Consider the following 21765-nt stretch of genomic DNA (forward strand, 5'->3'; position numbering starts at 1 on the left):
AGTTTAGCATTTTCAGTCGGACAATTGATTAAGTCTACACAAGAAGTGGAATATAAGTAAAGATAAAATCTTTTACACGAACGTTCCTGAAGCATTGGCTAAAACATCTAGAACATGTAAAATGGAAATAGATGTAAGGGGAGTGTTGTGTCTCCTTGACTAATGGAAGGCGGAAAAAGTATGTCTCAAGTAAAGCTGTTTATGTATACCAACAAACACTATGAACAATGTGATGCGTTTATTCTTCCGGAGGAACAAATCCAATTTACGACATTTCCGACCGAGGTCGTGTCGGAAGCATTAAGTAATCCAGACAAGTTTCCGGTCGTCATTAAAAAAGAAACGGAAGTCGTCGGATTTTTCATCCTGCATTTAAATCCTCCGAAAACCCACCGGACGGATGAACGCAGTGTCCTGTTGCGGGCTTTTTCGATTGATGCCAGACACCAACAGCAAGGATATGCCAAAGAAGCGATGATGCAACTTCCTGCCTTCGTAAACGAACATTTTCCGGAAGTGACGGCGATTACGTTAGCGGTCAATAAAAAGAATATCGCAGCAAAATCCTTGTACTTCAAAACAGGTTACGTGGATACCTTACAATCTGTCATGGGGCCGATCGGCGAACAACACATATTAGCCTTTGATCTTCAAAAAGAGACGGCACCGCAATAAAAAACACATTCCTCAGCTGATTGTCTGTGAGGAATGTGTTTTTCTGTCTTGAGCTAAATTAGAGACTGTAAATCGCCAAATGCGCTGTCGCGTCACCGGTCAGAACGATGCCTTGGCTCGTCGTCTTCGGGAAAATCCGGGCGGAAGCCACGGCTTCTCCGTCATTGAGAAAGACTTCGACGGACGAACGATCGACGAACACACGTAACGTATGCAATGGTTCAGTCAATGTGACCGAACGAGTAGTTCCGTAGTCGAGTGCTGGTACTTCTGCACCTGATGACGCGCGGTCCATTGTAAACCGTCTCGTTTGTTGATCGTACCGCAGAACCGTCTGTTCCTGGTCACTGACGCGGAGCTTCACTTCCAATTGATCAGAAGAAAGTTGCAACTGGGACAACTCGAGCTCGAAAATTTCTGCTTGTGCAGGCAGGAGTTGATCGACCAATTCCAGTTCCTGTTCGTACAACGTTTCTTTACGGAGTGATATCAGTTCCCGGACCGGTTTTTGGCGCAATTGCTGATTTTCGAGTGTCAGTTCTCGGGGCAATGTCAAACCGTGTGCCCAGTTAAACCGGTCACTTGGATACGAGATGTCCGGTAATCCCATCCAGCCGACAAGAATCCGGCGTCCGTCTACTGCCAGTGTTGTTTGCGGCGCATAAAAATCAAATCCGAAATCCAGTTCAACAAAATCTTCATGTTGGAAAGTGAGTTCCGGCAGGGCGAGCGGCTGTCCCATCAAGTATCCGGATTGGAAGATGTTTTGATATCGGTCGTTCTCGGGAGAAATCCCTTGCGGACTGAATAATAAGAATCCTTTTCCGTCGAGTTCAAAATAATCGGGGCACTCCCACATATAACCGAATTGATCATATCCGGTGTTGAGTTCACCCATGAATGTCCAGTTTTCCGCATCCAGCGATTGGTACATGACCGTACATCCGCTTAAATCATCGCGTTGAGCTCCGATGATGCAATACCATGTATCATAATGCTGAAATACTTTAGGATCCCGGAAATGCTCGGTATAACCGGTCGGAACCTCTGGAATGGCAGGAGGCAGATGTTTTTCAATCCGACCGTCCGAACGAAGGTGACCGACGATTTGACTCGTATGGCGATTCCATTCGGCGTCCCGCTTGTTTCCTGTATACATAACATGAACCTGATCGTTTTTGACGAAACCACTTCCGGAGTAAGCACCATGTGAATCAGGATCATCGTTTGGAATAAGAGCTGCCCCCTCATCGAACCAATGCACTAAATCCTTTGAAGTCATATGGTACCAATACTTCAATCCGTGGACGGGGCCGAGCGGGAACCATTGATAAAAGAGGTGGTACGTCCCGTTGTGATAGACAAATCCGTTCGGATCATTCAATAAACCGGTCGGAGGTTGGATGTGAAAAGAAAACCGCCAAGGTGAGTTCCGTACTTCTTCTTTCATGAGTTGATACACTTCCGGTGCAAGATCGGAAAGCGGGCGATAACGTGCTTCGCGTGTCCACTGATTCATGTTGTCAGCTCCTTGTTGTAAGTAGTTGGGGATTGCTTCTTCTATGCGTTCACATTACGGAGTAGCGGTGATCTTGTCAATAACGTCTCTTAGTAATGGAAGGTCAAGCATCCTTTGCCCTGGTGTTTTGAATCGTACAAAGCAATATCTGCCCGGTGAATCACCTGTTCGATCGATTCTTCCGCCGAACGGATGGCGACGCCGATACTGGCTCCAATCAATATAGTTTGTTGATTCAAAAGATAAGGATAAGAAAGTGTATGAATGATGTCTTTTCCGTACCGGTCGATTTCTTCTGTCGTAATCGGCTCGTTCAAGATAATTAAAAATTCATCGCCACCGAGCCGTGCCACAAGACCTTCATAACGTAAGGATTTTTGAAGACGATCGGCGACTTCGATTAACAATAAATCACCCATGGCATGACCATACTGGTCATTGACAGCTTTGAAGCCGTCTAAATCAAGATACAGATAAATCTGGTCGTGCGTTTTACGCGACAGCCCATCCAAATATTCCGATAGACCATTCCGGTTCGGCAGACCGGTCAAAGCATCGTGAAGGGCGAGTGACTCGTACGTTGTCCGTTCTTGCTCGGTATGGGTTAATTTTGTCGTCAGTTCACGCAAGGCGACGGACAGGACTTCGATCTCCCGAATCCCGGTATGTGCCGGAATCGACTTGGACCGATCATGTTGCATAGCTTCTGCTGCCAGTGTGATTTTCTTTAAGGGGCGGGTCAACAGTCTGGCTACGAACCAACCGATGATGGCCGTCAACAAAGAAGCAATTAATCCGGCAATCAGGATGTAGTTTCTCAAAGTGCTTGCGTCCGAAAAGGCGATTTGGCTCGGTTGGCGGACGAGAACCGTCCAGCCGAGTCCGTTGTAATTTTTGTAGCCCTTACTTTCGGCGACGCCGATTAAGTATTCTTGATCATTTTCCCAGTTGGAGATCCGGTATCCTTTTTGATTTCCGGCTAGCCAATCAGACGGCAAATTTTTTCCGCGCCACTGCTTCGGACCGAGGAGAACGGTCCGGTTTTGTTTGCTGACGATGAGGAATTCGACATCTTTAATCTGCGCCGTAGAGCTTTGGAAACTTTGTTCGATTTCCTTGGCCCACTCAAAGCTGAGGTGAGTGGCGAGAACACCAGTCATTTTTCCGTTCGTGAACAACGGTGTGCTGATGTCGACGAATTGCAGCGGTTCGCCGCTCGGGTTAGGAAGCAGTTTGGCCAGTAGAACAGCGTCATGTACATCACCGATGAATGGCTTTTTTTGAGCTTCCTGAAAGACGGGACGTGCTTTGATTGATTGGCCCTCTAATATTTTCCCTGTTGAAGCAATGACTTGGCCATCGGGATTCATTACACCAATCCAGGAAAAGTCAGGGATTTGTTGTTGCAACTGCTCCAGCGTATTCCGTGTTTCAGCTGGATTTTTCCCGTCCCGAATCGTTGGCAAAGTCCGTAAGACATTGACTTCGGCAGTACGGGACCACATGTAGTGATCGAGTTTATCGGATAATTGATAAGCTGTGGCGGACAAGGTTGTTCCCACCTCATCCTTTAGGCGGTCTGTTGCACGATTACTGATTAAAAACGTCAGAGAAAGTGTCATGACGAAAAAAAGACCGGCAATCAATAAAGCAAGTAAGGCATCAAAACGGATAGAAAATTTCTTCATGTAATAAACTCCAATTCAATTAATACAAGAAGTAGAATGCTTCTCATTATTTTAACATACGATCATCTGATGAATTTATTTTGAGAAAAACTTCGACGGGTTGATGGCAGTCGGAGACACCCTGTCGTTCGAAGCGGAAATCAAGATGTTCCCAATAGCGACGTCCTGATACATTTTCAGGCAGGACAGCCAGTCGGATTACAGGACAATCCTGTAGATACTGTTCGTGAAACATACGATAGATCATCGAACCGATACCCTGTCGATGAAGTCGTTCGGGCATGATGAATAAACCGATCCAGGTGGAGTGGTCGGTTGGATGTTCCGGTAAATAATCAATGAGGGCAAGCACATCGTCACCGTCAATACAGAGCAGACTAATCGTATCAGCATTTAAAAATTCTTCTTCTAATTCGTCATCCGATAAAGGATAGATTCGGTCTTCGAGTTGCACATAATGCGGATTTTCAGCAAAAATCGATTGAATGATCGGAAAATCTTTTTTTGTCACCGGAACAAACTGCAATGGCATCGGGTTTCCTCCTGTCAGTTAGAGTCCTACACCTCTTTTAGTATACAAGTTCAAACTGGAAACGGATTACATAATTGTAAGGATAGGAACTTTTTTAATTGATATCGCGTACACTGAAGTAAGAAGAACAGCAAGAGGAGGAAAAAAGATGCTGAAAATCGAACACGTATCAAAACGTCTAGGCAAAGAGCAGATTTTAAAGGATGTCAGCTTTGAAGTGGCACCGGGAGAAGTGTTTGGATTTCTTGGACCAAACGGGGCCGGGAAGACAACGACCATCCGAGTTATAACGGGATTACTTGAGCAAGATGAGGGAACGGTCACCGTCAATGGCTTCGACGTCGTCCATGAACGCTCAAAAGCTTTGACACAAATCGGAGCAATCGTTGAGAATCCGGCTTTCTACACATACATGACAGGCAAACAAAATCTGGTTCATGCAAAGAATCTGATTCCGGGTTTGACTCAGGTCGATTATGAGGCACTGGCGAAACTCGTTGGACTTGAAGGAAAACTGTCTAAAAAAGTCGGAGAATATTCACTAGGAATGAAACAGCGTCTCGGAATTGCCCGCGCCTTGTTACATAATCCACGGGTGCTGATTTTAGATGAGCCGACGAACGGCCTGGATCCGGCAGGGATTGCCGAACTGCGTGAATATCTCCGGGCAATGGCCCGTGAGCAGGATATTGCGATTTTAATCTCCAGTCACATGTTGGGGGAAATGGAACAGATCAGTGACCGCTATGCCATCATCGACCAAGGTGTCATCAAATCAGTCGAATCCGTTCGGAATGAGACGGGAGCCAAAATCATGATTCGTGTTCCTGAAATTAATATACGTGATGTGATTGAAGCATTACGAATTGCGAACTATCCGGCAGAACGCTTAAACGATCACATCATTATCACGGCACCTGAAACCGAGACACCGGCCATCGCCCGATTAATCGTCCCGATTGCTGATTTACATGAACTGACAGTGAAACGAATGACACTCGAAGAACAATTCTTGCAAGTGACGAAAAAAGAGGGGGATTCACATGCTTTCGCTCATACAAAATGAATGGATGAAATGGTGGACGATGAAAAAATCAAAAATCGTCCTGGCGCTATACGTTCTGATCGCCGTCGGAGTCGTCGTTGTTGCGAAAATGAATGATGCTGACCTTACACGCAGTGACTACTATATGCTCATGACGATTATTCTGTTCAATCTGCTTGGTATCATCACGATTGTTTTCACGGCGGAGACGGTCGGGAATGAAGTCCGCTATGATACGATGAAACATTTGCTGATGAGTCCGTATTCGCGGATGACGATTTATTTCTCGAAACTGTTGTTCTCGATTTTAATCATGCTTGGTCAATTCATTTTCATCGTTATCATTACGTACGCCGCATCGTTTGCATTTTCTGAAGCCGGTGATGGTATCCAGTGGCGCGATACCGTCTTCTCACTCGTCACTCCGGTCTTTACGATTTTCATGACGCTGTTCTTCTCGCTGGTCTTCCGTTCTGTCGGTATGATCATCGGATTTACTGTGCTGGCCCAGTTCTTTACGTCGATTGCCGGAACAGTGTTACTTGCCTTTAAACCGGAAATCGCGAAATGGATTGTGTTGATGCATCTGGACTGGTCCATGTATTTCAAAGGCGCGTTGACGTACGGAACAGCAGAACCTATGGGAACTACATTGACGTTTTCCGTCCTCTTCGTTCTGGCACACATCTTGGTGTTATTCGGCGGATCAATCCTGATTTTCCAAAAAAAATCATATCTTTAAAATCGAAAAAAATCCGGTCTCCACTGTGATATTCACAGAGCAGACCGGATTTTTTTCATCAGGTGACACGACGGGTGATTGGAAATGTTTTTTGGAAAAATTCAATCAGGGGACCGTTTAAGAGGAGGAAGACAAACGTTCCGACGCCAATCCCGATCAATTCGTGTTCGACAAGCGATAAGATACTGGCAATTAAAAAAGGAATTGCCAGGCTGACCGTTGCACCGATGGATGTACTTTTGAACCGGCTGATCAATGATTTCATCAAATAGTCGGGCGGCATCAGGACAAATCCGATTTGCAAGTAAAGCGCCAGTCCAAGCGAAATCAACGGCATCCCGATAATCATATACAAAATACGTGCCCACAAGGCGACCGGTGTATAGAGGAGCTGGTGGATCGACAAAAAGAAATCAATCGCCGTTCCGAACAGAACGACAAGGGAAAAACTAAGTAAAATCGTCCACCAACTGAACCGGCTCCCAAGCAGCAGAGCACTGGCGAGCGCAAAAACATGCAGGACGACGATGGCCAGTCCGACGGTCAACGGCGAAATACGGGCCAACGCTTCACTGGCAGAGGTCCAGGGAGCACTTCCGATGGCCGCGGTGACCATGAAGCTGTTACCGAGGGCGTTAATCAAAATTGAAAATAAATAAATGATGATTCTTTTTTATTGACTCATGCGAGGCACAGAGAAACTTTCCCCTATGCTTCTCACCTCCATTTCAAATCAGTATCGTTAAGCTATACCCTAATTTAATCGTTCTTTTCATTTGTTTTCATAAAAAGAGGATTGCGAAAAACATTGCCGAGACGACATACTAAGGACAAATCAAAGAAATGGGGACGCGATATGACGTACTTTGGTCAAAAAATTCTGCCGTCTGTCAGAAAGTTAGAAGACTTTGAAAAAATGTTGAAAAGTCCTTATGAATACGGTGTACTGCTTGAGATGCATGTTTCGCGCTTAAAGGCCGTCTATGAATTGGCACACCGGTATGACAAAAAAATGTTTTTGCACATGGATTTGGTCCAAGGGTTAAAAAATGATGAATATGCGACCGAATACGTCTGCCAGGAATTAAAGCCGTATGGTGTCATTTCGACGAAAGCCAGTGTCATCGTAAAAGCCCGTCAAAAAAAGGTCAAGACGATGCAACGAATGTTCTTGTTGGACTCAAGCTCTCTCGAAAAAAGTTATCAGCTGATGGAGCGGACGCAGCCTGATTATATCGAAGTATTACCGGGATTGATGCCGAAATACATCGAAGAGGTGAAACGGAAAACCGGCAAACTCGTATTCGCCGGTGGATTGATTGATACCGTTGAGGAAGTGGAACAGGCGATTGCAGCGGGAGCCTCTAGTATTACGACCTCGAATAAAGAGTTGTGGAAATACTTTGAACCAAACAAATGAAAACGCTATGACAAAGATCACGTAAATCGTTTGACAGCGTTTTCATCGATTGTTATAGTGAAAACAAGTTGATACGAAGTGACGGAGAAACAGGAGATTCACGCTTTCACGCTTTTTGAGAACATACAAAAAGCCGAGGCGGGAATCTCTTTTTTTTGTTGCTTTTTTCACATACAAAGGGGGAAATCATATGTCACCGGTACTAGCAGAATTTTTAGGGACAGCGCTTCTCGTCGCATTCGGGAACGGTGTCGGAGCAGGTGTTACATTAACGAAATCCTACGCAAAAGATGCCGGCTGGATTGTCATTACGTTAGCCTGGGGATTTGCGGTAGCGCTCTCTGCCTATGCAGTCGGTCAATTCAGTGGCGCTCACTTGAATCCGGCTGTCACACTTGGTCTTGCTTTTGACGGATCATTTTCCTGGGCGGATGTTCCGGGATACATCGTGGCACAAATATTAGGCGGAATTGCCGGAGCAAGTATTGTCTTCGTTCATTACCTGCCACACTGGGCAGAAACAAAAGATCCGGCGGCAAAACTGGGTGTGTTCGCGACATCACCTGCGATTCCCCATACATTTGCCAATGTCATGAGTGAATTGATTGCGACATTTTTACTTGTTATCGGGATTTTATCAATCGGAGCCAATACGTTTTCAGACGGTCTGAATCCATTGGTTGTCGGTGTCTTGATTGTCGGTCTCGGAATGTCATTTGGAGGAACGACCGGCTACGCCATGAATCCGGCACGTGATTTAGGTCCGCGGATTGCACACTTTATCCTGCCGATTGCAGGAAAAGGTTCTTCTAACTGGGGTTACGCCTGGATTCCGGTTCTTGGTCCGGTTCTTGGCGGAAGTCTCGGTGGATTGTTTTACCGATCCGTCTTTTCTGGGAAAGATACACCGGCATTTGTGATTGTCGGACTTGTGACAATCGTCATATTAGGTTTATGCTATAAATTCGGTGTTCGTCCGAATAAATCAACGTCAGTGAAGTCGAAGTCAGCTTAAGCTTAACTTACTAGATACAAAGGATGGGGAAGAGATGGAGAACTACATTTTGTCATTAGATCAAGGAACAACGAGTACACGGGCGATTTTATTCAACCGTGCCGGAGAAATCGTTCATTCCGCACAACGTGAGTTTACGCAATACTTTCCAAAACCAGGTTGGGTTGAACACAATGCCAATGAAATTTGGGGAAGTATCCTTGCTGTTGTGGCAACCTGTTTGACGGAAGCTAACGTTAAAGCGACCCAAATCGCCGGGATCGGAATCACGAACCAACGGGAAACAGCGGTCGTCTGGGAAAAAGAGACAGGAAAGCCGATTCATAATGCAGTTGTCTGGCAATCGAGACAAACAGCTGAGATTTGTGACGAGTTGCGTAGTGCCGGTCATGCCGAATTATTCCGGGCAAAAACAGGTTTATTGATTGATGCCTATTTCTCTGGAACAAAGGTCAAGTGGATTTTGGATCACGTTGAAGGTTCACGGGAACGGGCAGAACGTGGTGAACTGTTGTTTGGAACAATTGATACATGGCTGATTTGGAAGTTGTCAGGCGGTAAAGCCCATGTCACGGATTATTCCAATGCCAGCCGGACGTTGATGTATAACATCCATGAACTGAAATGGGATGACGAATTACTTCAGCTTCTCGATGTTCCGAAAGCGATGCTTCCTGAAGTCCGTCCGTCTTCTGAAGTTTATGCCCATACAGCTGGCTATCACTTCTTCGGTGAATCGGTTCCGATTGCCGGAGCTGCCGGAGATCAACAGGCTGCGTTATTCGGTCAAGCTTGTTTCGAAAAAGGAATGGCGAAAAACACATACGGAACGGGATGCTTTATGTTGCTGAACACAGGTGATAAAGCCGTGACATCGGAACACGGTCTTCTGACGACAATCGCATGGGGCATCGACGGTAAAGTCCAGTATGCGCTCGAAGGCAGTATTTTTGTCGCCGGTTCAGCGATTCAATGGTTACGCGACGGACTTCGTCTCATTAATGATGCGAAGGAAACAGAAACTTACGCGACACGTGTGACATCGTCAGACGGCGTCTACGTCGTGCCTGCTTTTGTCGGTCTCGGAACACCTTACTGGGACAGCGATGTTCGTGGTGCAGTCTTCGGTCTGACGCGCGGAACGGAAAAAGAACACTTCATCCGGGCGACACTTGAATCACTGGCTTATCAGACGCGTGACGTTCTTACGGCGATGGAGCAGGATTCCGGAATCGAAATGTCTGCTTTACGTGTCGACGGTGGTGCTGTCAAAAATGATTTCCTCATGCAATTCCAGAGTGATATCATCCAGGCACCGGTCGAACGTCCGGAAATTAATGAGACGACGGCTCTCGGAGCAGCGTACCTTGCAGGTCTTGCCGTCGGATTCTTTGAAAATCAAGAGCAGATCGCAGCACACTGGAAGATGGATCGTCGTTTTGAGATGAACATGGCGGAAGCCGAAAGCGAAGATCTTTACGCTGGATGGAAAAAAGCAGTTCAAGCGGCAATGTTGTTTAAATGATGTGACATATGTTATAGTCAAGACAAGTTAATAAACCGGTCGGAGAATATGGAGAGACCACAGCAACAGTTGACACCGTCAGTCTGTTTGTTGTGGTCTCTTTTTTTTCGAACCCAAAACAGGAGGAACTATTCATGGCAAACCAACCATTTTCAAGCAAAAACCGTGCAGAGGTCTACAATCGATTAACGCGTGAAGAACTTGATCTACTTGTCGTAGGTGGAGGAATCACGGGAGCAGGAATCGCTCTTGATGCCGCGTCACGTGGCATGAAGATTGGACTCGTTGAAATGCAAGACTTTGCAGCCGGAACGTCAAGCCGTTCAACGAAATTGGTGCATGGTGGTTTACGTTATTTAAAACAATTTGAAATTCAAATGGTCGCTGAAGTCGGTAAAGAACGGGCGATCGTGTATGAGAACGGACCACATGTCACGACACCGGAATGGATGTTGTTACCGATGCACAAAGGCGGTACATTCGGACCGTTCAGTACGTCAATCGGATTACGGGTGTATGATTTCTTAGCAGGTGTCAAACGTTCGGAATGGCGTTCGATGTTGTCAGCGAAAGAAACATTGGCAAAAGAGCCGCTCGTGAAACAGGACGGTCTAAAAGGCGGCGGTTATTACGTCGAGTATCGAACAGATGATGCCCGTTTGACGATTGAAGTCATGAAAGAAGCCGTTGCGCACGGAGCACGTGTCATCAACTACACGAAAGCGGAAGAAATTCTGTATGAAAACGGAAAAGTCGTCGGGATGCGCGTGACGGATCTCGCGACAGGGGACGTTCATGAAATTCGTGCGAAAAAAGTCGTTAATGCAACCGGTCCTTGGGTCGATGAATTGCGTGAAAAAGACGGTTCAAAAGTCGGAAAGCAACTCCGTTTGACAAAAGGGGTTCACGTCGTCATCGATCAGTCAAAATTCCCGTTAAAACAAGCTGTTTACTTTGATACACCGGACGGTCGGATGATCTTCGCAATTCCGCGTGACGGAAAAGCATACGTCGGAACAACGGATACGTTCTTCGACAAAGATACATCGCATCCGAAGTTTACAGTCGAAGACCAGAATTATGTCTTAGACGCGATTCATTATATGTTCCCTAATGTCAAAGTGACAGCAGAAGATGTGGAATCGAGCTGGGCCGGTGTTCGTCCGTTGATTTACGAACAAGGCAAAGATCCATCTGAAATTTCACGGAAAGACGAAGTTTGGCAGTCTGAATCCGGTTTAATTACAATCGCCGGCGGAAAACTGACCGGCTACCGTAAAATGGGCGAGCATGTCGTCGATCTCGTCGCAAAACTTCTCAAAAAAGAAGAAAATGTCGCGTATGCCCGTTGTGCAACAAAAAACATGCCGATTTCAGGCGGTCATGTCGGAGGAGCAGCCGGATATGCGAAGTTCTTGAAATCACAAGCACCGGCAAACGGATTAACGTCGGAAGAAGTCTTGTTCCTTGCGAAACGCTACGGTTCAAACGTACCGGTTGTTTTGGAATATGCGGCAGAGTATGATGCGGCGGAAACAGAATTACCGCGTGATGTTTACGCACAACTCCATTACGGTATCAATCACGAGATGGTAGCCCGTCCAATTGACTTCTTCATCCGTCGGACCGGCGCAGTCTTCTTTGATATTGCATGGGCACGTCAGCACAAAGAAGCCGTCATCAAAGAGATGGCTCGTCACTTGAACTGGACAGCTGCACAAACAGCAGAGTATACAAAAGAACTCGAGATTGAAATCGAAGATGCGGCGCACGCACTCGTCACAGAATAAATCTTGGTTCGACAAAAGGGGCTGACTCAAAAGTCAGATTCTACAAAGAAAAGGGTGGCAGAATTGGAATCTGCCACCCTTTTTGCGTTAAAAAAGAAACACTCTTTTCACGCCACTCCTACAGGGAAAAGCGCAATTTTGCGCTTTCAGAGACAAACAAGACCCGGGTTTTTGCCTGAACGAGGCAGAAATACTGGCTTGTGTCTCGCCTGAGGAAAAGGCGTAAAAGAATGAGTGTTTCTTTTTTGAGTCAGCCCCTTTTTGCTGTCGTCTGGAATCAGATTCATTGCAAGCAACTGTCCGGACGATTATGCTAAATGTACATGATAACTAGTATGAAGGAGATGGAACGAAATGAAAGTTGAAGTCTGGTCAGATTATGCCTGCCCGTTTTGTTATATCGGTAAAAAACGTTTGGAAAAAGCCATTCAGGAGAATGGAGCGACAAATGTCGAGGTGGAATTTAAAAGTTTTGAACTCGATCCGTCAGCACCGGAAACACCGACAATGGGATTGTACGACATCCTGGCATCCAAGTACGGGACATCCGTCGATCAAGCCCGATCAATGTCGCAAGGCGTCGTGGATGCCGCGAAAACGGATGGTCTGTTTTATGAGATGGACCGTGTTGTTCCTGCCAACACATTTAAAGCTCACCGCCTGACCCAACTTGCGAAAAAGCATGATAAAATGGGAGAGGTATCAGAAGAATTATTCCAAGCCTATTTCATGAACGGTGAGAACTTAAATGATGACTCGATTTTGACAAGAATCGCGACTGCTGTCGGACTGGATCCTGCAACTGTGGAAGCTTTTCTCGCATCAGAGGAGTCTTCCGATGAAGTACGTCAAGAAGAAGAAATGGCCCGTGAACTTGGTGTGACGGGTGTGCCATTTTTCGTATTTGACCGGAAATATGCCATTTCAGGCGCACAACCTGTTGAAGCATTCAGTCAAGTGCTGGAACGGATCCAGCAAGAACAAAAAGTGGAAATCGTAGCTGAAGGTGACGCGTGTGGAGTCGACGGCTGTAACTAAATTTGATTGCTAAAGGAGTACAAGAAACTTATGAAATTCATTTTCCATCCCGATATTCACGATGCACGGATCAATCTTGCTGTCGAGGACTTCATCCTAAATAATCTGAACGTCAACGAAGAAGATTATTTCCTGTTTTATATTAACGGTCCATCGATCATCGTCGGTAAAAATCAAAACACGAGTGAAGAAGTCAACTTGAAATACATTGAGGAAAACGGAATTCATGTCGTTCGTCGTTTGTCCGGTGGCGGTGCCGTTTATCATGATCACGGGAACTTAAACTTCAGCTTCCTGACGAAAGATGACGGTGATTCATTTAACAACTATAAAAAGTTCACGGAACCGGTTGTGCAAGCCTTACACAAACTCGGAGTCGAAGCAGAGTTGTCAGGTCGCAATGATATCCATGTCGGAACCCGGAAAATCAGCGGGAACGCCCAATTTACGACTAAAGGCCGGATGTTCAGCCACGGAACACTGATGCTTGATTCCAACATCGAGGAAGTCGTCAATGCCTTGGTCGTCAGTGAAGAAAAAATGCGTTCCAAAGGGATTAAATCGGTCCGGAGCCGGGTCGCGAATATTTCTGAATTTTTGACGGAACCGTTGACGATGGATCAATTCGTCGAGCATCTCCTGGAATCGATTTATGAAGGAAAAGAGATGGAGCGGTACGTCTTAACCGATGAAGACTGGGCAAAAGTCCATGCGATTTCCGCTGAACGGTACGGAAACTGGGATTGGAATTTCGGTAAATCACCGAAGTTTGATGTGATTCATAAAAAACGTTTCCCGATCGGAACGATTGATTTCCGCCTGAATGTGAAAAAGGGAATCATCGAAGAAGCGAAAATTTACGGCGACTTCTTCGGAGTCGAGGATGCTTCGGAAATTGCTCGGGCGTTGGAAGGAAAACGGTATGACCGCTCTTCATTACGTGAAGTCCTGAGTCAGTACGAATTGAAGAAATATTTCGGAGCTGTTGAGCTGGACGAAGTGCTTGACGTTTTAGCATAAGCTTTTTTGGGAAAACTCTCTCTATCAACTTGCATAGGGGGAGCTTTTTTCATGGGCTACAACAAAGATAACTTTTTAGAGGGTACATTAAACGACTTCATCAACTTTGAAAAAGTTTCGGAAGGTCTGCCAAAAACGGAAGATCAACAGCCGTTGCCGTATTATGAACGGGATGATTACCGCGCTGCCGGGAAATTAAAAGGAAAAGTCGCGATCGTAACGGGTGGTAATTCAGGAATCGGACGTGCGATCTCAATCGCCTATACATTGGAAGGTGCTAAAATCGTCATTGCATTCTACGGCGATCAGGAAGGCGCGGAGGAAACAAAAGCCCGTCTTGAAGAGCTCGGTGGAGAAGTGTTGCTGTCTCAAGGAGACATCGGAGACGGTGCCTATTGTGAAGAACTTGTCAAAAAAACCATCGACCGTTTTGGTCGTCTTGATATTGTCGTCAACAATGCGAGTATGCAAAAACCGGAAGATTCGTTGCTCGACATCACAGATGAATCGATGGAAAAAACATTCAAAACAAATATTTTCGGAATGATGCGTCTAGCACGGGCAGCCTTGCCTCACTTGACGCTCGGCTCAGCTATCATCAATACGACGTCTTCGACAGCATATGAAGGAAACTCCCTCTTAATTGATTATTCGTCGACGAAAGGAGCCATCGTCAGCTTCACACGCAGTCTGTCGATGAACCTGGCGAAACAGGGAATCCGCGTCAATGCAGTGGCCCCAGGTCCAATCTGGACACCATTGATCACAGATACGTTCCCGGATGAATCGGTCAAAACGTTTGGTAAAAACACGCCGATGGATCGCCCCGGACAACCGGCAGAAATGGCTTCTGCTTACGTCTTCTTGGCTTGTAACGATTCGAGTTATATGACGGGTCAAGTCTTGCATCTAAACGGCGGCGTCATCGTCAACGGTTAAAAAGAAAGAACGTGAAAACGTTTCCATAAAATGCTACACTATCCATACAGGCGGACACGTCATGTATGGATTTTTTTTACGCTAAAAATGAACGGTTATTCATTCGAAGGGGGAAGCTAGTTATGATGGGATTGATTCATTCGGTGGAAGAAACGGCTCGGCAACGTCCGGACAGCATCGCCTACGTATTTGAAGATGTCGCAGTCAGTTATCGTGAATTTGTTGAGAAGTTTCACCGGGCAGCCGGAGCACTCGAATCACATGGAATTCGAAAAGGAGATCACGTTGCTCTAATCCTTGGAAACAGTCCGACTTTTTTGATCGGATATTATGCCGTGATGAAGCAAGGGGCAATTGCGATACCGATCAATCCAACGTATACACCGGATGAGCTCGGTTATATTCTGATGAACGGGGATGTCAAAGGGATTCTCGGAATTGCACCGCTTGTCGAAGCGGCAAAAGAGCGATTGATTCATTTACCGCATCTTGCCGTCGTCGTGTCCGTTCCGTTTAACGGTCAAGTCGGTCCGGAAGAACAGCTTGGAACTGTTCAATTTACAACGCTTGAACGTTGGTTGGAGATTGAACATCCGACCGAGGAAGTAACGTATGAAATGGATGAGACAGCCGTCATTCTTTATACGAGCGGGACGACAGGGAAACCAAAAGGAGCGATGTTATCACATCGGAACCTGACTTCGAATGCCCGTTCCATCGGCGAGTACTTAAATGTTTCGGAACAGGATCGGACACTCGCTGTATTACCGATGTTCCATGTTTTTTGTCTGACGGTCGTCGTCAATGCATCGCTTGCACACGGCGCAGCCATTATCATCGCTTCACGTTTTTCACCTCAGGAGACATTTGAACTGGCGAAAAAGGAACAGGTGACGATTTTTGCCGGTGTACCGACCATGTATAATTTCCTGTTGCAGACGGTTAAGGCGCATCCGGAATATACGAGTGCATTTGAATCCATCCGCTTATTCGTATCGGGTGGAGCAAGTCTGCCGGTTCCGTTATTGCAAGCCTTTGACGAAACCTTTAACTGTCATATCCTTGAAGGATATGGTCTGTCAGAAGCTTCTCCCGTCACCTGTTTTAATCCGCTCGACGGCGTGCAAAAGCCGGGTTCAATCGGTCCTTCAATCGTGAATGTTGAAAATAAAGTTGTGGACGAACTCGGGCAGGAAGTTCCGGTCGGACAAGTCGGTGAACTGATTGTCCGTGGACCAAACATCATGACGGGTTATTACAAAATGCCGGAAGAAACACAAGCGACGTTAAAAGAAGGCTGGCTCTATACCGGTGACTTGGCGAGACAGGACGAGGATGGTTACTTCTATATCGTCGACCGGAAAAAAGATATGATCATCGTCGGCGGTTATAACGTCTATCCGCGTGAAGTCGAGGAAGTATTGTACCAGCATCCGAAAGTCGTCGAAGCAGCCGTCATCGGTGTACCGGACGAAGAAATGGGAGAAGCAGTCAAAGCGTTTGTTGTCGTACGCGAACCATTGACCGAATCGGAAATCATGGACTTCTGTGCCGTTTCACTTGCCAAGTATAAATGTCCAACGCGGATTGAATTCATTGATCAACTGCCGCGAAATACGACCGGTAAGATTTTACGGACAGTTTTGAAAAAACAACCGACCAATTCGTAAATCTACTGTAGAAAAAAGAACTTCAGGTTTCTGAAGTTCTTTTTGTGTGCATATAGGTAAAGAGGGGGAGAGCAAATGAATATTGCCTTAATTGCACACGATGAGAAAAAAGACGAGATGATGATGTTTACACGGGCATATGAAGCCTACTTTGCCAAAAACACCTTATATGCCACGGGTACGACAGGGCAACGGATCATGGAGGCGACCGCATTGACGGTCCACCGCTGTAAGTCGGGACCGCTCGGCGGCGATCAGGAAATCGGGGCGATGGTTGCCCGTGGAGAAATTGATATCATCATTTTTTTGCGGGACCCGCTGACGGCCCAACCCCATGAACCGGACGTATCGGCGTTGATCCGGTTATGTGATGTTTACGATTTGCCGCTTGCGACAAATGTCGGAACCGCCGAAATTTTGATAAACGGATTGGAACAGGGAGAGTTTCAATGGCGGGAAATCATTCGGAAACGTCATGAAGAAGAACAGCGGAAATTTTTAACCGATTAATTCTCTGAGAATGCTTCTCATTTTCTATCAAGCATGATATAGTCATCTTGAGGATGATACTGATTATCAATTGCGATAGAAAAGGGTGGCGAAAACAATGGAGATTATTTTAATGACTGGTGTGACCGTCTTGCTTGGTGGCGGTGTCACGTTCCTGACACACATCGTGAAAACGGAACGTCGTCATGTATCAGCAAATACAAAAACACAGGTAGAACGTGCGACATATCCATCGTTGCGCCTTGTAAAATAATTAAGTCTAACGTACGCCGCTCTTTTCTTTAGAAAAGAGCGTTTTTTTGTATAATTTTAGATTCTCCCATAATTCTGCGGAAATCCTTTGTTACACTGAAAAAAAGAACTTAAGCAGGAGTGATGATGATGCATACGATTTATTTAGTTGACGATGAAGTGAACTTGAACCGCGTCTTGGTCAAGTATTTGGAACAGGAAGGCTGGCAAGTAAAATCGTTTACGTCCGGGGAAGCGGCAGCATCCGCCATCATTGAAAAACCTGATTTATGGATCCTTGATATCATGTTACCGGACCTTGACGGGTTCCAGTTGATCAAACGGATTAAAGCCCACGACGAGACGACACCGGTCATCTTTATCTCGGCCCGGGATGAAGACATCGATAAAATCATCGGACTAGAGATGGGGTCGGACGATTACATCGCAAAACCGTTTTTGCCGCGTGAACTCGTCATTCGTGTAAAGAAAATTTTAGCACGGGCATATGCGACTCCTAAAACTGGTCTCATCCGGTATGGAGACTACACGATTTATCCGGAAAAACGAATCATCGAAGAAAATGGTCAGGAAATTGATTTGACCTCAAAAGAATATGATTTATTGATTCTGTTTGCTACGCAAATCGGAACACCGATGTCGCGGGAACAAATTTTAGTGAGCGTCTGGGGAGACGATTACTTTGGATCGGATCGTGTCGTCGATGACCTTGTCCGACGGGTCCGAAAAAAACTTTCCAAATTGGAACTTGAAACCATTTACGGGATTGGATACCGTCTGGTGGCTGCATGAAAAACCGCAGTCTGGGTTTTCAAATCTGGGCGATGTTCCTGCTCGTCATTGCAACACTCTCCATTGTCATATTAATCGTCATGCGCTCATCGATTGGTAATTTCATTGATGAGCAAGTTTATGCGACGTTAGAAAACAGTGAAGTCTTTTTCTCGGAAGATGCCTCTGTCATCGAGATGTTACAAGACAATCCGATCGAATTCGATCGACGGAAACAGGAATCACGCTCTGTCAATGTCTTATTGTTATCGAAAAATGGAAAGTTGTATTATGGCGGGGCACCGCAACAGCTGGTCAATCAAATGTATCGTGATGCGATTGACCAGGAAAAAGAAATGCAAAAATATACGACCCGTCTGGATAAAGAGGATGTCTACTACAGCATCTTAAAGATGGAGATTAAAGGTGAGACCTATTACCGTGTTTCGTACGTCTGGGATGCGTATCGCCAGGAACTGATCACCCAGTTATTTTCGAAAATCGGTTGGGTGGTCGCGATTGTCAGCATCCTGACCTTGTTCATCGCCTTTTGGCTTGCCAGACGGTTGACCCATCCTTTAATCGAGATTGAGCGGGCAGTCGGCAAGATAGCGGCACAGAAGTGGGATACGCCTCTTCCTCTTGATCGCGGGGATGAAATTGGACGATTGGCCCGTTCAGTCGACGCGATGCGAATGGATTTGGAAAAACAGGATAAAGCGCAAAAATCCCTGCTCCAAAATATCTCACATGATTTGAAAACACCAATCATGGTCATTCGCAGTTACGCCCAGTCGATTTCGGACGGAATTTATCCGGACGGTGATTTGACAGGTTCTGTTTCCGTCATCGAAGAGGAAGCGGAACGCTTGGAGAAAAAAGTCGCGGCCTTGTTGTATGTAACGAAACTGGATTACTTTGAACTGGATCGTTCAACATGGGACCATGTCGACCTGGACCGGATGGTTCACTTGCTTCAAAAGCGGTTTGTCGGGACAAAAGCGTTAACGTGGAAGATCACCGGGGAAGCGGGCATCGTGTTAGGGGAAGGGGAACAATTGCGTGTAGCACTGGAAAATGTGCTGGATAATGCGATTCGTTATGCGGAGTCCACCATTGAAATTCGCCTTTCCGGCACCCGGCAGACGGCCACTGTCGAAATTCTGAATGACGGTCCGCCGTTAGAGGCGTCTTCTCCGCTGTTCCATCAATTTTCACGTGGAAAAGAAGGCAAGTTTGGCCTTGGATTATATATCGTCAAACGGATTGTCGAACGGCATGAAGGAGAAGTGACGATTGAAAATCTCATTACGGGAAATGAACAAAATAAAGTTTGTGTGAAATTTAATTTTCCACGACATTTTCAGGAAGAATCATCCGGAAAAAAATAAGATCTTAAAAAACGAGATAGTCATATCTCGTTTTTTATTTTGGGAAATAATGAGAATGTCCAAACGAAGTCATGTGGAATTTGATATAACGATACTAATACAAGAAGGGAGAAATCAGGATGCGACATAAAATTACAGAAGAAACATTGGCCCTCGTACCGAAATATGGCCCATACGGGGAACCGCAAACCTTACTTATTCAAGAACAGTCGGAAGTCGTATTAGAAGGCCATCCGATTAAGTTGATTGAAGAATCCTGTTTATATTTTGGTTCATCGATGCGTGGAAGAATCGAAGCGGCTCGACATATCCTGGGACCGAATCGAAAGACACCGGTTTTGATTGATTGGAAGGCGCAAACGATTTTCTTCCCGACGACCGCAAAAGAGAAGGCGGAATGTATTTGGATCAATTTTAAACAGATGAAGACTGTTCAAAAAAAGGGGAATACTGTTCAAGTGGAGTTTCAAACAGGACAACGAATCGATACCGATGCCTCAGCCTACAGTATCGAACGACAACGGATCAAAACGTTGGAACTAGCGTATGAAATGCAACGGAGATTTCAGGAAGAACGACCGATGACGTTTAATAAAGCACGATAAGTGGAACATTCTAACAGGAATCACTACTTAACACAGCGAATAAACAGTAAGGTGCGAGAGAGAGAATTAAAGGGAGGTGAAGCGGTCGAAAGACCGCTGCACAATGAATGAATCATATGAATGGTTAAACCGACGAAAATTACAACCCGGATTTGGTGTAAACGGTGGACGTCGCTTCATCAGTTCACGTATTGTCCGACCGGAAAATACACCGGGGAAACGCATCAAAGGCATTAAACGTGCCCGTCAGCTTGTCGTCGACGAGTCAGGAAATCGACGCTGGGTGACGAAACGAATCGTCGTAACAGATGCTGCAAAACACATGACAATCAATCGTCGTGCTTCGGTTGCCCAAAAAGAAGTGACGGAATCTCGTTTGGAGCAAGTAAAACAAAAATTAACGTCGAAAAAAGTTCTTTTACCTGTTTTAGCAGCAACAGGACTGGCCGTTGCCGGCGGAGTGCTCGCTTATGTCATGCGCCGTAAAAAACGAAATACAAAAGAACAACTATAATCTCAAGCAGACGACGTATTGTCTGCCTACAGCAAAAGCCGTGCTCTCCCCATGAATACATGAGGGTGGCACGGCTTTTATATGAAGAAGACTGCAGGTCTTACAAGAAACGTTTGCGAATCGATGTCGCAAGCGCCTTCTCAGAGATTTCTTCCAGTTCTGTTTGGTTTGTCGGATCGAAACTGTCATTGTAGAATCGGCCGACAAACTCAACCCGGTCATAATCCAGTTCTTTGAAAATTAAATGTTTATGATCGTCGTAGAAGACAACCCGGTAATAATCAGATCCACGTTCGAGCGTCACGAGTGCCCGAATGTGTTCTAAGCGTTTTTGTTCGTCTGACTTTTCTTCTTCGACCGGTTCTTCTGTCGCTTTGGCTGCTTCAGCCTGTTCGAGTGCGCTTTTTACTAATTCACTCTTTTTATCTTGTTCTTCAGTCATGGTTATCGCCTCCAATTTTTATTTTACCTTGAAATGTACCGATGAGAAAGAAAAATCCCTTATCCGTTCTGATGAGCATCACAAATCCGCAGAACATTGAAGGCACCGATTCGTAAGCGTTCGATTAAACGTGTCGCGGCTTCTGAATCAGAAATGGTCTCTTCGATGGTCATCGTCATCAGTTCAATCCACCGGATGGCATGCACTTCTTTGATGGGCAAAAGACGATGAATCATGGCAAGATTCATTCGTTCATCATACGCATCATATTGTTTCGGACCACCTGTCAGTTGAATCAAGAATCGTGTTTGAGCCTGTTCAACGTGCCGGCGGTCGGAGGGGAATAAAGGACGAAGAAGATGATCTGTATAGACACGCTCATAAAAACGTGCGACGAGTTGTTCGATTGCTTGTTTTTGACCAAGGTCTTCATAAAGCATGTCTGTCCCTCTTTCTTTTCAGTCTGATGAAGACAACCATTATCTCAGTCTTTACCCGCTTTTTGCAACTCCACACGAACCACTTGATAAATGATTTAAACTGAATAGAAAGAGCACAAAAAGAAAAAATGTAATCTTGATTTAAAACGGACGTTTGTTCGTATTTATGAGATAATGATACATATGATAACGTCTAGGAGGAGAGGTCCGGTCTGTTATTTT

The 21765-nt window shown here is 45.6% G+C and carries 23 protein-coding genes; 17 read left to right on the top strand and 6 right to left on the bottom strand.

Annotation, left to right across the window (positions count from 1 at the left end):
• The first annotated feature begins 180 nt into the window (after positions 1-180).
• Complete coding sequence (locus KNP91_RS00310; RefSeq protein ID WP_214765665.1) at positions 181-675, top strand: GNAT family N-acetyltransferase; 495 nt, start codon at positions 181-183, stop codon at positions 673-675.
• A gap of 58 nt (positions 676-733) precedes the next feature.
• Here the strand turns inward: KNP91_RS00310 and KNP91_RS00315 are convergent, their stop codons facing one another.
• The 3 genes from KNP91_RS00315 to KNP91_RS00325 all read right to left on the bottom strand — a co-directional run bounded on the left by KNP91_RS00315 (position 734) and on the right by KNP91_RS00325 (position 4414).
• On the bottom strand, positions 734-2194 hold the full coding sequence (locus tag KNP91_RS00315) for a sucrose-6-phosphate hydrolase (RefSeq protein ID WP_214848119.1): 1461 nt from the start codon (positions 2192-2194) through the stop codon (positions 734-736).
• A gap of 89 nt (positions 2195-2283) precedes the next feature.
• Positions 2284-3882, bottom strand: coding sequence for a sensor domain-containing diguanylate cyclase (locus KNP91_RS00320; protein WP_214848121.1), 1599 nt, complete (start codon positions 3880-3882; stop codon positions 2284-2286).
• A 46-nt stretch (positions 3883-3928) separates the two neighbouring features.
• Complete coding sequence (locus KNP91_RS00325) at positions 3929-4414, bottom strand: GNAT family N-acetyltransferase (protein WP_214848124.1); 486 nt, start codon at positions 4412-4414, stop codon at positions 3929-3931.
• 148 nt (positions 4415-4562) lie between these two features.
• Between KNP91_RS00325 and KNP91_RS00330 the strand changes: the two genes are divergently transcribed.
• Both KNP91_RS00330 and KNP91_RS00335 read left to right on the top strand, forming a co-directional pair.
• A complete protein-coding gene (locus tag KNP91_RS00330) occupies positions 4563-5480 on the top strand; it encodes an ABC transporter ATP-binding protein (protein WP_214765652.1) in 918 nt (305 codons plus the stop codon).
• The gene (locus tag KNP91_RS00335) at positions 5458-6201 is read left to right on the top strand and encodes an ABC transporter permease (protein WP_214765650.1); all 744 of its coding nucleotides are present in this window, start codon (positions 5458-5460) and stop codon (positions 6199-6201) included. Before KNP91_RS00330 ends, KNP91_RS00335 begins: the two co-directional genes overlap by 23 nt.
• A gap of 58 nt (positions 6202-6259) precedes the next feature.
• Here KNP91_RS00335 and KNP91_RS00340 read toward each other — a convergent pair whose 3' ends face one another.
• Positions 6260-6868, bottom strand: coding sequence for a YczE/YyaS/YitT family protein (locus KNP91_RS00340; RefSeq protein WP_483297810.1), 609 nt, complete (start codon positions 6866-6868; stop codon positions 6260-6262).
• 189 nt (positions 6869-7057) lie between these two features.
• Here KNP91_RS00340 and KNP91_RS00345 point away from each other — a divergent pair, with 189 nt between their 5' ends.
• From KNP91_RS00345 to KNP91_RS00410, 14 genes are all read left to right on the top strand, one after another.
• Complete coding sequence (locus tag KNP91_RS00345) at positions 7058-7621, top strand: glycerol-3-phosphate responsive antiterminator (protein WP_214765647.1); 564 nt, start codon at positions 7058-7060, stop codon at positions 7619-7621.
• 190 nt (positions 7622-7811) lie between these two features.
• Complete coding sequence (locus tag KNP91_RS00350) at positions 7812-8636, top strand: MIP/aquaporin family protein (RefSeq protein ID WP_214848127.1); 825 nt, start codon at positions 7812-7814, stop codon at positions 8634-8636.
• 34 nt (positions 8637-8670) lie between these two features.
• Entirely contained in the window at positions 8671-10161 is a 1491-nt protein-coding gene (gene glpK / locus KNP91_RS00355; protein ID WP_214765641.1) for a glycerol kinase GlpK, read from the top strand.
• A gap of 134 nt (positions 10162-10295) precedes the next feature.
• Complete coding sequence (locus tag KNP91_RS00360; protein ID WP_214848131.1) at positions 10296-11951, top strand: glycerol-3-phosphate dehydrogenase/oxidase; 1656 nt, start codon at positions 10296-10298, stop codon at positions 11949-11951.
• Between the two features lie 354 nt (positions 11952-12305).
• Positions 12306-12989 (top strand): DsbA family oxidoreductase, encoded by a 684-nt coding sequence (locus tag KNP91_RS00365; RefSeq protein WP_214848134.1) that lies wholly within the window; start codon positions 12306-12308, stop codon positions 12987-12989.
• Between the two features lie 30 nt (positions 12990-13019).
• Positions 13020-14009, top strand: a complete 990-nt coding sequence (gene lplA, locus KNP91_RS00370; RefSeq protein ID WP_012369623.1) for a lipoate--protein ligase — start codon at positions 13020-13022, stop codon at positions 14007-14009.
• Between the two features lie 51 nt (positions 14010-14060).
• Positions 14061-14948: an SDR family oxidoreductase gene (locus KNP91_RS00375; protein ID WP_012369624.1), complete on the top strand. Its 888-nt coding sequence runs from the start codon at positions 14061-14063 to the stop codon at positions 14946-14948.
• A 125-nt stretch (positions 14949-15073) separates the two neighbouring features.
• Positions 15074-16618: a fatty acid--CoA ligase family protein gene (locus KNP91_RS00380; RefSeq protein WP_214765731.1), complete on the top strand. Its 1545-nt coding sequence runs from the start codon at positions 15074-15076 to the stop codon at positions 16616-16618.
• A gap of 75 nt (positions 16619-16693) precedes the next feature.
• The gene (locus KNP91_RS00385) at positions 16694-17128 is read left to right on the top strand and encodes a methylglyoxal synthase (protein WP_214848137.1); all 435 of its coding nucleotides are present in this window, start codon (positions 16694-16696) and stop codon (positions 17126-17128) included.
• Positions 17129-17225: 97 nt separating this feature from the next.
• Positions 17226-17381: a hypothetical protein gene (locus KNP91_RS00390; protein WP_167315838.1), complete on the top strand. Its 156-nt coding sequence runs from the start codon at positions 17226-17228 to the stop codon at positions 17379-17381.
• 125 nt (positions 17382-17506) lie between these two features.
• Positions 17507-18172: a response regulator transcription factor gene (locus KNP91_RS00395; protein WP_012369628.1), complete on the top strand. Its 666-nt coding sequence runs from the start codon at positions 17507-17509 to the stop codon at positions 18170-18172.
• A complete protein-coding gene (locus tag KNP91_RS00400; protein ID WP_214765633.1) occupies positions 18169-19542 on the top strand; it encodes a sensor histidine kinase in 1374 nt (457 codons plus the stop codon). The genes KNP91_RS00395 and KNP91_RS00400 overlap by 4 nt, the downstream gene beginning before the upstream one ends.
• Before the next feature lie 119 nt (positions 19543-19661).
• On the top strand, positions 19662-20147 hold the full coding sequence (locus KNP91_RS00405; RefSeq protein WP_012369630.1) for a competence protein ComK: 486 nt from the start codon (positions 19662-19664) through the stop codon (positions 20145-20147).
• A gap of 103 nt (positions 20148-20250) precedes the next feature.
• Positions 20251-20661, top strand: coding sequence for a hypothetical protein (locus KNP91_RS00410; RefSeq protein WP_214765630.1), 411 nt, complete (start codon positions 20251-20253; stop codon positions 20659-20661).
• Positions 20662-20761: 100 nt separating this feature from the next.
• Here KNP91_RS00410 and KNP91_RS00415 read toward each other — a convergent pair whose 3' ends face one another.
• Positions 20762-21103, bottom strand: a complete 342-nt coding sequence (locus KNP91_RS00415; RefSeq protein WP_012369632.1) for a hypothetical protein — start codon at positions 21101-21103, stop codon at positions 20762-20764.
• 59 nt (positions 21104-21162) lie between these two features.
• The gene (locus KNP91_RS00420) at positions 21163-21543 is read right to left on the bottom strand and encodes a truncated hemoglobin (RefSeq protein ID WP_214765627.1); all 381 of its coding nucleotides are present in this window, start codon (positions 21541-21543) and stop codon (positions 21163-21165) included.
• Positions 21544-21765 lie beyond the last annotated feature (222 nt).

The sequence above is a fragment of the Exiguobacterium sp. s138 genome (genome assembly GCF_018618775.1).
GTDB lineage: Bacteria > Bacillota > Bacilli > Exiguobacteriales > Exiguobacteriaceae > Exiguobacterium_A > Exiguobacterium_A artemiae.